General features: G+C 56.3%; 11 protein-coding genes. 1 reads left to right on the top strand and 10 read right to left on the bottom strand.

The window, feature by feature from the left end:
* Window positions 1-35: 35 nt before the first annotated feature.
* Complete coding sequence (locus tag ACFO1S_RS00315; protein WP_204604652.1) at window positions 36-341, top strand: hypothetical protein; 306 nt, start codon at window positions 36-38, stop codon at window positions 339-341.
* Between the two features lie 49 nt (window positions 342-390).
* Here ACFO1S_RS00315 and ACFO1S_RS00310 read toward each other — a convergent pair whose 3' ends face one another.
* The 10 genes from ACFO1S_RS00310 to ACFO1S_RS00265 form a co-directional block, all read right to left on the bottom strand.
* Window positions 391-1,047: an SGNH/GDSL hydrolase family protein gene (locus ACFO1S_RS00310; RefSeq protein WP_204604653.1), complete on the bottom strand. Its 657-nt coding sequence runs from the start codon at window positions 1,045-1,047 to the stop codon at window positions 391-393.
* Between the two features lie 95 nt (window positions 1,048-1,142).
* Window positions 1,143-2,066, bottom strand: a complete 924-nt coding sequence (locus ACFO1S_RS00305) for an L-lactate dehydrogenase (protein WP_204604654.1) — start codon at window positions 2,064-2,066, stop codon at window positions 1,143-1,145.
* Between the two features lie 23 nt (window positions 2,067-2,089).
* A complete protein-coding gene (locus ACFO1S_RS00300) occupies window positions 2,090-2,869 on the bottom strand; it encodes a formate/nitrite transporter family protein (protein WP_204604655.1) in 780 nt (259 codons plus the stop codon).
* Window positions 2,870-2,957: 88 nt separating this feature from the next.
* Window positions 2,958-4,559 (bottom strand): DUF2339 domain-containing protein, encoded by a 1,602-nt coding sequence (locus tag ACFO1S_RS00295; RefSeq protein ID WP_204604656.1) that lies wholly within the window; start codon window positions 4,557-4,559, stop codon window positions 2,958-2,960.
* Window positions 4,547-5,278: a YwaF family protein gene (locus ACFO1S_RS00290; protein WP_204604657.1), complete on the bottom strand. Its 732-nt coding sequence runs from the start codon at window positions 5,276-5,278 to the stop codon at window positions 4,547-4,549. The genes ACFO1S_RS00295 and ACFO1S_RS00290 overlap by 13 nt, the downstream gene beginning before the upstream one ends.
* A gap of 205 nt (window positions 5,279-5,483) precedes the next feature.
* Window positions 5,484-6,143, bottom strand: coding sequence for a response regulator (locus ACFO1S_RS00285; RefSeq protein WP_204604658.1), 660 nt, complete (start codon window positions 6,141-6,143; stop codon window positions 5,484-5,486).
* Window positions 6,115-7,551 (bottom strand): sensor histidine kinase, encoded by a 1,437-nt coding sequence (locus ACFO1S_RS00280; RefSeq protein WP_204604659.1) that lies wholly within the window; start codon window positions 7,549-7,551, stop codon window positions 6,115-6,117. Before ACFO1S_RS00280 ends, ACFO1S_RS00285 begins: the two co-directional genes overlap by 29 nt.
* Before the next feature lie 15 nt (window positions 7,552-7,566).
* Window positions 7,567-8,373 carry an alpha/beta hydrolase gene (locus tag ACFO1S_RS00275; protein WP_204604715.1) on the bottom strand — a complete coding sequence of 269 codons (807 nt, stop codon included), beginning with the start codon at window positions 8,371-8,373 and terminating at the stop codon, window positions 7,567-7,569.
* 179 nt (window positions 8,374-8,552) lie between these two features.
* On the bottom strand, window positions 8,553-12,617 hold the full coding sequence (locus ACFO1S_RS00270) for a DUF5695 domain-containing protein (protein ID WP_204604660.1): 4,065 nt from the start codon (window positions 12,615-12,617) through the stop codon (window positions 8,553-8,555).
* 414 nt (window positions 12,618-13,031) lie between these two features.
* Complete coding sequence (locus ACFO1S_RS00265) at window positions 13,032-14,078, bottom strand: LacI family DNA-binding transcriptional regulator (RefSeq protein WP_204604661.1); 1,047 nt, start codon at window positions 14,076-14,078, stop codon at window positions 13,032-13,034.
* Window positions 14,079-14,174: the final 96 nt, after the last annotated feature.

Raw genomic sequence — 14,174 nt, 5'->3', positions numbered from 1 at the left:
AAACTAGATTAACATAGAGCAGAGGATGAAGTGAAGTGGCTTTCGGTATCGACAGAGCGGAATTAAACGCCTGGAAAGCATCCGTCTCCCAGGGGCGAACCGCTTTCCTGACCCACTACTGGTACGACCCGCGATTTCCCCAGTTCCGCACGGTGACGAAGGTCGGCAACGCCGATTACGACCGGCTCAGACAATGGTGCGTCGAGAGCGGGCTCAACCCCGCCTACATCCATGACCGGTCGCCTTTTCCCCATTTCGACCTGATGGGACCGAAGCAGAAGGAAATTCTGATTCGGGAAAATCTGCTCCATCACCTCGAACGGTTCCGCATGTACGATTAAAACCGCCAACCCCCGCATGAAATCTGCGGCGCGTTGGCGGTTTCTTCTCTTATTCTCTATTCCACTGGAAGCCGACGGCGTTCAGGAACGCTCTCGCCAGTACGGCGTGACCGGCTTGCGTCGGATGGACGCGATCCCAGGCCAGCGTCGCGGAATACAGCTCCTTCAGCACGACGTTAAACGCCGCCTGCGTATCCACGAACAAGGCTCCGGATTCCTCTGCGATCTTGCGTACGATCGAGCCGTATTGATCCATCGTCCGGCGCATGGCATCCTGCTCGCTGCTCTCCAGAAAGAAGGGCGTCATGAGCACCAATTGGCTTACCTGAGGCTTCGTCAGCTCGACCAGCTTACGCAGCGTCGCTTCGTATTGCTCCGGGTACACATGCCATTCTTGAATGAAAGGCGTATCGTACTGCCGCCAGACATCGTTCGTGCCGATCATGATCGACAGCCAATCCGGCTTGCGGTCCAATACGTCCTCTTGCCATCTGGCCTCCAGATCGACGACCGTATTTCCGCTGATTCCCGTGTTCACCACCCGGATGCCCAGCTCGGGATAGACGGCTTGCAGCAGCGCGTCCACCATTCCGACATAGCCTCTGCCCAGCGCTCCGAACAGCCCTTCTCCGACCGGCTTTACCCGGTCGCAATCCGTAATGGAATCTCCGATGAATAGCAGCTTCTGACCCCGTTGCAAACGCATAGTCCCGTATCTCCCCTAATCAACAATCTTTGGTCATCCTGACGTATCTTCCCCATTGTACAACGGAATAGAATTTCAGGGTAGAAGGGGCGGGACTAGCCGTCCAGTCCGATCGACTCGATCAGCCCTTTCAGCTTGTCCGCGGAACGGTGCAGAAGCGCTTTCTCTTCCTCGGTAATCTGAATGTCCATCACTTCTCTTACGCCCGTGCGGTCCACGATGCAAGGCACGCCCAGGAACACGTTGGAGATCCCGTGATAATCCTGCAGCAGAGTCGAGACGTTAAGCACGGCTCCCTCATCCCGGAGAATTGCCGTGATGATGCGGTCCAGCGCCAGCGCGATAGCATAATAGGTCGCTCCCTTGGCGCTAATAATTTGATACGCGGCATCCCGCGTATTCTCGAATATCTCAAGCTTGTCGGCCTCGTCCAGGCTCAGCTTGGCGCCCGCTACGTTGGCAAGACTCCACAGCGGCAGCTCCGAATCGCCGTGCTCCCCTACGATATGGCCGTGCACGCTGCGGGGATCGAGATCAAGCTTCTCGCCGATCAGATAGCGGAAACGCGCGCTGTCCAGCAGCGTCCCCGATCCGATCACCCGGTTGACCGGCCAGTTCGACTTCTTCAGCGACAGATAGCTCATGATGTCAACCGGATTCGAGGCGATAAGCAAAATGCCGTGCGAGTTGACCTTGGTCACTTCCGTGATAATGCTGTCGAAGATTGCGGCGTTGCGCTTGAGCAGATCGACCCGGGTTTCCCCTTCTCGCTGCGCGGCCCCTGCCGTAATGACGATAATATCCGCCTCGGCGCAATCCTCGTATGTACCCGCCCACAGCTTGGCTCCGCCCAGGAACGGCATGCCGTGATTCATATCCAGCGCGTCTCCGACGGCTTTCTTGTGGTTGGCGTCGATAAGCACCAGCTCGTCCATGCGATTTCTCAGCAGCAGCGTGAACGCCGTCGTCGAACCGACCGCTCCTGCTCCGATAATCACGACTCTCGATTTTTTAGCCATAGGATCACGCACCTCCGAGTTTCTTAATCTTCGAAATAAGGTTTGTTGACAAAGTAATACATGTACCCAAGCAAGAGCCCGCCCCCGATAATGTTGCCCAGCGTGACCGGAATCAGGTTGTGCACGACTCCGGCATAGGAGATCGTTCCCGGATGATTCAGTACGAGCGCGATGGCGAAGGTGCACATATTGGCGATGCTGTGCTCGTATCCCGAGATGAAGAAGCAGAAGACGAACAGCATCATCGCGAACATCTTCGCCCCGTCGCTCTTCATGAACATCGGCACGAAGAAGGCCAGGCAGACGAGCCAGTTACACAGAATCGCCCGGAAAAACAGTTCGGTAGCCGGCGTGTGCATCTTCTTCTCGACGACGCTGAGCAGAAACCCGTTCACGGTCGATTCATCGAACAGCCCTGTCGTATAGATCAGGAAAGCAAACGCCGCCGCGCCCAGAATGTTGCCCGAATAGCTGACGAGCCATAGCTTCACCGTCGTCAACCAGCTCATTTTCTTGCGCAGGGCGGCGTAGCTGTAATAGAAGGTGTTCCCGGTGAACAGGTCTCCCCCGCCGTACGAAATGAGGATAATCGCCGCCCCGAAGGTCAGCGCCGCCATCGGATACGTCATCGGAGAGTGCACGTTGTAGAAGTAGCTGCCCGTCTTGAACGCCACGATGACTCCGAAGCCGATGAACATGCTGGCCAGCATCGATCGGGAGATGTAGCGAATCAGACTTTGCTTGTATATCTTGTATTTCTTCATCGCTAGCTGTTCTACCTTCAATAATGCTTCTGTTTCCATGAAATTTCCCTCCTGCAGCTTGAATCTGGGAAGATCATACTGATGCTTTGACAGTATCATATTGAAGGTATAAAAAATGTGACTTAGATCACACTTCGGCTTCCGCCTCGTCCCGCTCTCCCTTCCCCGTATTCTGACCTCTATTATTTACCCAAGTGATCAGGAAAGAAATACCTCCGAGCGCCAGCAGGACGACAAATTTGTAGAGCATCGCTTCCCCTTCCAGATCCATAAACAAGGCCTTGCCCGCGACTAGCAGAAGCACGACCGCGCCGACGATCCGGAACAGCGGCTGCTTGACACGCGTCCCCCACAAGGTCAGAAGGAGCGCGTAGATGCCCCACGATACGCTCAGGGAGAGCTGCAGCAATTGATCCGCGGCATCCGGGGCGTATACCTCGTAAATGTTGTCGATCTGAACGGTCAGCAAGCCGCCGACGATCAGATGCGACAACACCGCGAACAGATTGGACAGGAATGCGGCGGCCGACTTGGTCATCCCTTCGACGGCGATGCCTCTCGCGGAGAAATGAAAGCCGATCGCGGCCAGCAGCACCCACGATAGCGCTCCCCAGTTAAGGAACGGAATGAACGTGCCGAACCAATCTCCTCTGGGCGCATCCCAGGTGACGAGGAACCAGTAAAAGCCGACGATTGCCCATATGGATACGGAAGCCAGGCTTGACACGGCCGACCTTCTCAGATGACCTACGGCCGCAAGCGCCGCCGCAAATCCTCCCCATACGAACACGTTAATGAGCGGCTTTGCGCTCAGGCCGTTGCCCAGATGCGAGGAAGCCAGCAGGAGCATCAGCGCTCCTCCAATCATAGGCGCCGCCGAAGCGGTGTGAAGCTGCTTCGTAAGCCTGAACACAATCGCGCCGGAGACGAGATAACACACGCCGAGAAGCGCCAGTACGTTCGCATAATGCAGCTCGCCATGTAGAATGTAGATGGACCAGCTACCGAACAGGACGCCGTTCGTCAGATTCAGGTACAGGTTCCAGCCGTCGAAGCAGCGGTTGCTTTTCCACGAGGACAGCAGGAAGCCGATCAGATAAAATACGAACGCGGCCAGCGCGTAGCGAAGCGGCATGCTCCAGATGCCTTCCGTCGACGGATTGAAGTGGACGAAATAGGCAGCGTACACAATCCATGTCCCGATAAATGAACCGATGCGCAGCTCGCTCCAGCCCTTGGCGATGCTCAGGAAGAAAAACGCCGAATTAAGCACCAGCAAATAAAGGAACAGAGTAAACACTTGGTCGGTCGCCGGTTGCATCAGCAGCGGGGAGATCAGTCCTCCCACAAGCGCAATGTTCATCAAGAGCCGCGAACCGAAGCGATAAGCGTATGCCGAAGCCCCCGCTGTAATGGCTGTCATTCCGATCAGCACGGTCATTGGACTCCATAAGCGGTAGTACACTCCGGCGAAAGAAAACGTAGCGTATAGAATGCAGGCTCCCGTACCGATCAGCAGTTGAACGCCGATCGTCCGGCTGGCGAGACGCGCCGCCAGTCCCTGGCCGGCGATGCAGAGCCCCGCTCCGCTGAGTAGGCCGAAGGCGATTCTCATGCCGTCCGTAATCCAGCCCTGATCGATCGTATACTTGAACAACGTAACGAATGCCGCCAGAATGAACACGACTCCTAACAGCGAAGTCCAATACTTGCGAATTATCGTTTCCATTTCATTTCCTCCCGAGATAGGATGCTGTTGTCCGATTCAACCGACCGGCCCGCCGCCAGCTTGACAATGCCCAACAGACCGAAGCAAAGCGCGAGCGCGACCAGTTCCAGCTGAAGCAAATACCAAGGCCACGGGGCCAGCAGATCGAGCAGCGAGGCCGTACTTGGCTTGCGTGCCAGAAACATAAAGTTGCTGCCTGTCCAGATGTTCGTAATCGCCGCGGGTAGAGCCAGAACGTGCAGCCAGCCGAACGCTCGAAGCGCGGACAGCGCAGTCGGGCGATAGCCCTCCGCCGCCGTCAGAAAAGCGCCTGTTCCAATAATCGCGCCATGGGCGATGAAAAACTCAAAGTAGCGGTATTCCGGGTATCCGGCGTCCAGATTCGGAGTCAGCAGCGCCTGCAGCGCTCCGAGAATGCCGAGGAAAAATACAATTTCGAACAGGGCGCGCTTGCGGGTGAGCAGCGAAGCCGCAGAGAGCCAGATCATGAGACTGCACAGCTGGAAGGGCAGAGAGTAAACGCCCCAGTTGCCGGTTGCCGCGTACCACGCTTGCATCGACACCTCGCAACCGACGAGCAGAGCGGCCATTCCGTATCTGAAATTCCGGTTCGCTTGCGGCGATCTTAGTCTCTTGCGGAACGCGACGACCGGGATAATCAACGCCGCCGCCATTGCGCCCCCTAGCCCGTGGGCTGCCGTGAAAGGTTCGAATGTCATCTTCGTCCTCGCTTTCCGTGGTAGGGTTTGCCTTGCTTATCCTTATTGTAGAAAATCCGCATACGAAAAAAAGTACCAACTTTATATGGTACCTTCTCAACTTCAATCTTATTAAGGGCCCTGTCCGATCCATATCGGACAGTCCCGCTTTCATCTGCTAGTGATGCTGCCCCGCTCAGCTCGGTCCGGCCCGTTCATGTCTCGGCTAGAACAAGCCTTTTTCCTTCGCCTCTTGCGCCGCTTCCTTGGAGCCTTTGGCGCCGAGCTTCTTCAGTATGTGATTGACATGGTTTTTGACCGTGCGGATCGAGACGACAAGACGGCTGGCGATCTCGGTCTGGGTATGCCCCTGATCAATCAGCTTTAGCAGCTCGAGCTCGGAGGGCGTTATGAGATCCTGCATTTTCTTGACCTCGAACTCCCGCTCCAGCCGCTTCAAGCGGCGGAACTCCTCCCGCATCCGTTCGGCCGCCGCCGCACTGATCGGCGACTCGCGCTTAGCCGCCGCCCTGATCGCATCGGGCAGCGACTCGAAAGCGGACTTGATCTGGTAGTCGATAGCTCCTGCCTGGAAGGAACGCAGAATCAGCTCCTTCTCCTCCATCGAGGTCAGCATAATGATCCGGGCTCCGGTCGCCGCGGCCGTTTCCTCGGCCAAGGCGATCCCCTCCGGAGCGCCGTGCAGCATAATGTCCATCAGCACGACATCCGGCGCGTCTGCACCAGCGGCCAGCGTTTGCCGAACGACTGCCGGATCGTCCGACGTATAAGTCACCGTTAGGCCATCCTGCCCGTTCAGGTACGCGGCGAGCCCGCGCAGCCAATCCTTGTCGTCCTCAATTATCCATACCGCTACGCGTTCCATGGGCCTCGCTCCCTTCGGCGGGTCTTTTTTTAGGGGGTGCGGCGACGTGAACGGCGTTAACGTTCGATTTGGGAAATATCAGGTACACCCGCGTGCCGATCCCTTGCTTGCTGCGAATTTGCAAATATCCTCCGTGCTTGCGCATGACGTGATAGGCGTAAGGCAAGCCCAGACCGAAATTCGCCTCTTTCCCGCTTTTGGTCGTATAGAACGGCTCAAGCGCCTTCGCTGCCTGCGCCTTGTCCATCCCGTCTCCCGTATCCCTTACTTCGACGGTAAGCTCCTTCTTCCCTTCTCGCAGCGACACGAACAGTTGCCCCGCCCCATTCATCGCTTCGATCGCATTCGAGACAAGGTTGTTTATCGCTTCTCCCACCTGCGCCGAATCGATCGTGCACCTCCAGCCTTCGGCCACGTTTAGATGCAATTTGATGGAGCCCAGCAACGGCTCATAGGGCTTCAATGTCCCTTGAAGCAGCTCGTCCAGCCGGACCTCCGACGGTTGAATCTCCAGGTCCTCCGTACGGCGGTGCACGCGGGCAATCATCTCCTGAATATGCCGGGAAGCCTGCTGCACGACCTGTATATCCTCCGCCAGCTCCGCTTGGCCGGTAGAGTCCGCGTAAGCCTTCATTTTCTCCGTAAACAGCCTCATTTTCCCCACGTCGTTCTTGATCGCATGATGAAGAATCGCCGTGCCCGAAGTGACGGCGCGCAGCGTGGAATCCAGTCTTCGCCGATCGATCAGCACCCTCAGCCCCATGAAGCCGTAAGAAAAAAGTCCGATCAGAAACACGAAGACGGCGATTCCGACGAGCCAAGTGTTATATTTCCACATCTTGAATATGCCGAAGCTGGGCAGAACGTAGCTCACCGTCATCGTGAACAGCACCGGCGGCAGCACGGCCAGACAAATGACCCAGTGGGTATGGGAAAGCGAATAATGACGGAACTTCTTAGTCACGAAGATGAAGGTTGCCGCCAGAAAATACGGGATGGCCCACCAGACTACGATGGAATAGGTAATCGGATGATACTCGTTGTACGGAGGAGTAAAAAGGAGGCATAGAAGAATCGGCAGCAGCAAGGCGAGCTCGATCCTTCGCCGCCATCTTCGCAAGCGTTCAGACGGATTGTAGGCCATCGCGAACAGCAAGTAGAAGTAGGGCAGCCCATAATAGCAAAATAAGGAAGAGCCCGCTTGAACGGCGTAGAGGAGCTCCTCCAGACGTTCATGCGGGCGGTTCGCGTGAAGATAGGGGATAAAGACGTCCGCAAGCGTAGAGGCGAGCGCGCCCGCTCCGCCGCTCAAACAAACCGCGCCGAGCCTGCGATTGACAGGAGAACGGGGGTCGGCGAGCAGCAAGATTAGCGCGACAATCCATAACGCGATCCAGACGAATAACATGGAGCAGCTCCTTACCTAGAATTGCTGACGTTCCAGCCACAAGCCCAGAACGGGGGCCCAGGACGCGACATGCGGGTCCTCCGTCGCCAAGCCCATCCCGTGCCTGCCGTGCTCGAACACATGCAGGTCGAAAGGCACTTTATTGCGGCTCAGCGCAGCGGCGAATCGCAAAGAATTTTCTACCGGCACCGCGCCATCGTCGGCCGTGTGCCACAGGAAGGTCGGAGGGGTGTCGGGGGTTACCCGATTATCCAGGCTCAGCGCTTCCAGCAGCTCCGGCTCGGGATTGTTCCCGAGCAGACTCAAGCGGGAGCCTTCGTGCGTATAAGCGGAGTTCATCGTAATGACCGGATAACACGGAATAATGGCATCCGGACGGCACGACTGGCGCTCGATCGGATCCTCGGCTTCGGGGTTGCCGAGATCGTAAAGCGTGCCGCTCGACGCCGTCAGATGGCCCCCCGCGGAGAAGCCCAGAACGCCGATCTTGCTTCCGTTAATCGCCCATTGCTCCGCGTGGTGACGTACGTAACGGACCGCTCTCTGTACATCGCTCAACGCGCACGGATATCTGTAAGGCGCTACCCGGTAGCGCAAGACGAATGCCGGAATGCCGATGCTGTTCAGCCAGAGCGCGATAGGCTCGCCTTCATGATCGGCCCGCATGCTGTAACCTCCGCCCGGACATACGATGACAGCGCCTCTTCCCTGCGTCTCGACCGGGAATGCCTTGAGCGCGGGAATGTCCTCGTCTTCGTTGCCCAACGCTCCGGGCGCATTGTCCTGCCACAGTCTAATCCATGCTTGATTGCCGTGCTCCATCTTCATTTATCCCTCGCATTATCGTGAAATAGGGTCATAGCCTTCTTGTTTATTGTAATCTCATCCCTTGCAAACGACAATGCACTCTGCGACAAAATAAAGGAAGCCGCCCTGCGCAACCGGTCAGGGCGGCTTCCTCGCGTTTACGTCGACTTAACCTTGAGAGCTTAGGCCTTCGTTCAGACTCCCGTCACCTTCCAGGACTCGATCCCGGTCGAGGTTGTCGCTTTGGCCGTAACGTTCAGACGAATTTTGTTCGTCGACACCGGCGTGAACGTTGTCGTGTTGTACTGGTTGGCCAGCAGTCCGAGCCCGACGGGACTAGCCACGTTCACCCAGGCCGTGCCGTTCCAGTACTGAATCGTGTAGGATGCCGGAAGATCGATGCCTGCGTCGTCGTCGAACCAGTAGACGTCAACCGCAGATATCGTGTAGTTCTGGGCGAAATCATATTGCACCCATTGGGTGGTGTTCGGATTGTCCCAATTGCCGTATACCGGATGGCCCCGATCATTCGAGCTCGTCGGCGTATAGCCGTCGTTCAGCCCCGCCAGGCTTTCCCAGCTGGAGACAAACGAGGTCGATGCCGTACCCAGAGGCGCAATGTTCGAGGAGCTTGGGCTGCCGTTGAACATGCTGCTGATCTCCGCAGCGCTCAAGGCCCGGCTGTAGATGACGAAGTCGTCTATCGCTCCGTTCAGATAAGGATCGCTGAATTGCGACCGCCCGATATAGTTCAGGTTGGTCGTGCCCAGACTGGACGGCTTGAGCGTCATGCTCGCGTTAGTCGCTACCTGAACGCCATCCACATACATTGTCGCGGTCGTGCCGGAAAGCGTTACGGCGACGTGCTTCCAGACGCCCGTCGGCAGCGCCGGCGCGTTCAATTGCTGCTCCGAGCCGTTGCCGCCTGTCGTGATGGCGAACCTTAATCCCGACCCTCCGGCACGCGGCGCGAGGAACATATAGTTGCTCGTTCCGGTACCAAAGTCGAAGATTCGCGACCAATCGCTCAGCGAATTGACTTTGACCCATGTCGCAATCGTGAAGTTGTTCAGATTGCTCACGATGCCGCTCGGCAGACTTGCATAGGCATTGCTGCCGTTAAGGTTCAGCGCATTGCCCGCGTGACCGGCCGCCCAAGTGGTTCCGCCGCTCAGCGAGGCATGCTTCCCGTTCCCGGACGAATCGTTCGCGGTCGTGCCGCTTGTCTCGTTAAACAGGTAGTTCGCGATCACTTCCGGCACCGGCAACGCGGGATTCACCGTATGCGTCACCGTAGACGTCGTAGACAGACTTCCGTCGCTTGCCGTCAGCGCAAACACGTAAGTGCCCGCCGCCGATACGGTTGCCGAGGTGTTGAGCGAGTTCGCGTTGGCGAACACGGCCGTTCCCGGACCGCTTTGCAAGCTCCATGTCGTGGTCAACGTACCGCTCGGCAGGCCGTCGTCGCTTGCCGTGCCCGACAGCGCTACGCTGGCCGGCAGCGTAAAGGTCGCATTCGTTCCCGCGTTTACGACAGGAGCGGTATTGGTAGCCGGCGTTCCTTGCTGCAGCTTGACATCGTAGGATGCCGCCGTACCCACGTTAAGCGTAATCGTAGCGGCGTTGCCGCCGGTGACGTTCACGACACCCGCTGCCGCATTGTTGAGCAGAATGTTGTAAGAACCCGCCGCGAGCCCCGTGAAGGTGACCTTCGTCGTATGAGCGGTGCCCGGAGTAGAGTTTTTCAACGCAAAGTTGACGTAGTTCTTGGCGATGGCGACGGTAGCGGACGTATACTTGTCGCGATCCAGCACCATTCCGAATTTCTCGGTAATCAGGTTCAGCCGTTGGAATACGCCATCCTTCGGAATTACCGTGTAATTGCCTCCGCTCGAGGTTACATCACATCCGTAGCAGTACAATCCGAAGATCGGGTCGACGGCTACGTCGGAGCTGAGGATCTTGATAGCGCCGAACAAGCCTAGGTCGGCCTCGCCCGACATGCCTCTCCAGCCATTCTGCAGCGCTCCGCCCCCTACGCCCAACGCTCCGTAGTTGCCCTTCTCCGCCTGATACGTCCAGGCGACCGCGCCGATATTGGCGGGATCGGAGCTGATCTGACCGGAGTTGATCGAGCCTACGTTGGCGATCTTGGCCGCGTAGGACATCCGCTGCTCGACTTCCGGAGTTGTCGAATGGTTGCGTACCCAATCGTCCATGGCGTATCCTGCCAAGGAGACGGTGTACTGGAAGTTCCACCAGTTCTCGCCCGTAATCGTTACCGGATCGGCGTAGTAGTACCAGATCGGCATATGGCCGCGAGCCGCGCGAGTCTTCGCGTTGATCTTGCTCTTCATCGTCGTGTTGTTGTTCATCTTCGCCAGGGTGTAGACGGCTTCTTCCCCTGTGTTGTCATAGTTGTATTCCGAGCCGTACGGATAAGTCGTATTCTTGAAGTTGTTGTACTTCGTCGCCATCTTGGCGATCATGTCGTTCGCCTGAGTCGTATAGCCTTCGTCCTGCAAGGCTTTGATAATCTCCGGCGTCGTCAGCTCGCCCATCAAGCCGGTATTCCAGTTGTAAGCGACCGGTCCGTCGTATAACGCTTTGAAAATGTTATAGGCACGGAGCAAATAGGTGTTTCTCGGATTCGTGTACGTAATGATGTCCGGGTACAGCTTCGCGATTTTGTACATGCTGAAATACGTGTTGTAAATGTGCGGATACGCATAACCCCTGTAGGTAGGCGTCGTGTTCGGTGCAGGCATCAGGAAGTCGTAAATGAGATAGTTCGTATGGTTGGTGGCCATGAGCGTGTTCCAGATCGCCGTCTCCAGATACTGGTCGACTGCCGTAATCTCGGACGCGACCGGCGTCTGGACGTTTTTCTCCGCCAGGAACTGGCCGTGCGTATAGCCCCAGTCGTCTCCCCAGCCCCAGTAGCCGTTAAAGACGTTTCTCTTCGACTTCGTGTCCATCATCCAGTCGTCGAATACCTTGTCCTTGATCTGTCCGGGCGCGTTCCATTGCGTGCTGTTGACCATGAAGGTCGAATGCCGCTGGAGGGCCGCGTCAATCGGCTCGATCGCGTAAAATTGCAGGACGGTTTTCTCGCCGCTGCCGTAATTGACCGTAATATTGTTCGGTCCAAGCCGGTTCAGCGTCAGCTCGTAAATGTTGTGGCCGCCTGCCACCGTATTGAGGAAAGTAATCGTGGTGTCGGCCGGGTACTGCGCGGTGACCGAAGTGATCGTCTTCGATGTCCGCAGGTCGACCTTCGCCTTCATGTTCGTGGCGAAGATCATGCCGGGAACCGCCGTTACGTCGACAAGGCCCTCGCTGTACAGCTTGTCCTTCACCGCGTTTTCGTTCGCGACCTTGAAGAACTTGAAGGCATACGTCTTGCTGGCGTTAGGAGCCAGCGTCAGGCTCGTGTTCGGCAGATAGCCGCGATTTGTGCTCTTGATGACGTTGGAGTGGATGTAATAAACATTAAGGCCCTCGATCCAGCCTCCTTGATCCATCGCCCACTTGCTGCCCGGATGCTCTTCGATCCGCCAGCGGTCCTGATACTCGAAGCCCGCTCCCGTCGTCGCATCCGGCACCATCAGCAAAGAGGAGCCGATTCCACTCGGTCTGCCGACCGTAATATACGAGCTGTTATTGCCTACGAAAGAGTGGTTGAGCACCCTCGTTTCATAGATTTGCTCGTTGCCGCCGCCGGTCCAAAACTCGTTAAAAGGAAGCGGCAAGCCGAAGTCGCCGATTTCCAGCGTTTGCGTGCTCGTGTTCGTCACATTAATCGACCACAGCAGGTAATCGTTCACCAGCGAGTAGGTTTGCACGACCTTGAAGTTGCGAATCCCTTCCGCGTTGGAGGAATTCTGGTACGTGACTGTAACCGTATTGCCGCTCTGGCTCTGGGTTCTGGCGTCCGCGGACTTGCTCGTCCAGCCGGTCGTCCACGCCCCGGTGCCAAGCCGGTACTTGAACATCAGCTCGCCAAGCCATTGATGATCGGCCGTATTCTGGTTGGGAGCGTTCGAGCCGTTCATGACATAGTTCGTCGGGAAGGCGTCTCCTACGAGCTGCAGCGACGTAATCTCGCCGTGCGTTCCCGTCTGAACGTTGAAATTGCTGTTGGAGATCGTGTACGCGGCAGCAAGCTTCGGCAGCACGAACAGAAATAAAGCGGTTGCAAAAAATGACGCTGCCATGATTAGAATACGCTTGGAACGAAACGCCGCTTGCGTTAACATAAACTACTCCTCCTTGAATTCTCTTTTTTACAGGCGGGTCTTCTCCTTCTGGATGTCCGTGCCCCTCTCTCTACGCGACTGCGCTTTCTGGGCGCTCACCCCCCTTCATGGACTAACAACGATCAAGCGGCGAAGCGATGCGGAAGCAGGCTTACGCAGAGCGCGGAATCAGAAAATTCCCGGTAAAATCTAAACGTTTAGATTTTGGGGAATAAAACCGATGCGAACTCTGGCACTTGCGCAACGATCCTCGCAAGCCTGGAAATCCTCAGGTTACAGGACATGCATGACTTCTCCGCTGCTTTGCGGGCACAGAAAATAAAACTGCCGCAAAACAGTCGAGGGTGCTGTGTCCTTCATTCGTTTAACCGTTTAACATTTTAAGCAAAGAAAACAAAACCAAAATATATGGAGTCAGCGTGTGAACGCGGATGCAATTGCAACGGAGTCTCTTTCAATTAATCTGCAGCTCGGCATCGGCTTCGTCTCGACCTGCTCTCCCTTGATCAGAAGAGCCAGCGCCTCCATAGCCTGATAACCGATTTCATGTAGGGGCAAATCCATGGTCGTAATGCGGGGGATCAAATAATCGCTGAATTCCCGGTTGTCGAAGCCCATGACCGACAGGTCGTCCGGAATCCGCAAGCCGCGATCCGCGGCGGCTCGCATCACCCCGACCGCCATCACATCGTTCATGGCCAGGATAGCCGTCGGCCTCTCCTCCAGATCCAGCAGCTCCAAGGTAAGGCGAAAGCCGGATTCGGCCTCCCAGTTGCCCAGCTTGATCAACTGCGGATCAAAGGGCAATTCGTGCTCGGTCACGACTCTATAGTAACCGTTAAGCCTTCGACGGGACGGAATGGAATCCATCGCGCCGCTGATGATGCCGATTCGACGATGACCTTGACTCACCAAATAAGCCATCGCTTCATAGGAGGCTTGCTCGTCATCGTACTGAATCGATATCTCGTTCTGGGTATAGCAGTAGGTATAGACGATCGGTTTGCCGCAGGTGTCGATGAAACCGGTGAGGTCGCGGGGATGAACGCCAATATAGACGATTCCCTCGACCTGCTTGCTCAGCAGCTCGGATACGGCATTGTCGGCATATTGGCGATAGCTGTCCACATGCTCGAATTGCCTTCCGATCCGCTTGTCCAGCCGAAGGTTCGTCAGCAGAATATGCAGGTCCATCCGGTCCGCGCAATCGTTGATGCCGTCGATAATCTCCGGCACGTTGAACACGGTGACGTCTTCCGCAATTACGCCAATCGTGTTCGTGCGCTTGCGCTTGAGACTCTGCGCTGCATTATTGGGCTTATAGTTCATTTCCTTAATGACGCGAAGCACCCGTTCCCGGGTTTTCAGCTTGACGTTGCGCGTTCCGTTCAGCACATACGACACCGTCGCGGTAGATACGTTCGCTTTCGCGGCGATATCCTTGATTCCGACTTCAGACAAGCCTACACCCCGTTCAATCTAAACGTTTAGACCTATTCTATCTCCGTTATATCATATTTCGCGATTTTTGCAAGCGCTTTTTTTGTAATTTAAAAC

The sequence above is a fragment of the Cohnella boryungensis genome, assembly GCF_042651945.1.
Classification (GTDB): domain Bacteria; phylum Bacillota; class Bacilli; order Paenibacillales; family Paenibacillaceae; genus Cohnella; species Cohnella boryungensis.
This window is presented reverse-complemented; position numbering and strand designations above follow the sequence as displayed.

Excerpts from the sequence above, each read along its gene's own strand:
- ACFO1S_RS00310 (WP_204604653.1), bottom strand. The coding sequence starts at position 1,047 with ATGCGTTTGCAACGGGGTCAGAAGCTGCTATTCATCGGAGATTCCATT.
- ACFO1S_RS00305 (WP_204604654.1), bottom strand. The coding sequence starts at position 2,066 with ATGGCTAAAAAATCGAGAGTCGTGATTATCGGAGCAGGAGCGGTCGGT.
- ACFO1S_RS00300 (WP_204604655.1), bottom strand. The coding sequence starts at position 2,869 with ATGGAAACAGAAGCATTATTGAAGGTAGAACAGCTAGCGATGAAGAAA.
- ACFO1S_RS00295 (WP_204604656.1), bottom strand. The coding sequence starts at position 4,559 with ATGGAAACGATAATTCGCAAGTATTGGACTTCGCTGTTAGGAGTCGTG.
- ACFO1S_RS00290 (WP_204604657.1), bottom strand. The coding sequence starts at position 5,278 with ATGACATTCGAACCTTTCACGGCAGCCCACGGGCTAGGGGGCGCAATG.
- ACFO1S_RS00285 (WP_204604658.1), bottom strand. The coding sequence starts at position 6,143 with ATGGAACGCGTAGCGGTATGGATAATTGAGGACGACAAGGATTGGCTG.
- ACFO1S_RS00280 (WP_204604659.1), bottom strand. The coding sequence starts at position 7,551 with ATGTTATTCGTCTGGATCGCGTTATGGATTGTCGCGCTAATCTTGCTG.
- ACFO1S_RS00275 (WP_204604715.1), bottom strand. The coding sequence starts at position 8,373 with ATGGAGCACGGCAATCAAGCATGGATTAGACTGTGGCAGGACAATGCG.
- ACFO1S_RS00270 (WP_204604660.1), bottom strand. The coding sequence starts at position 12,617 with ATGTTAACGCAAGCGGCGTTTCGTTCCAAGCGTATTCTAATCATGGCA.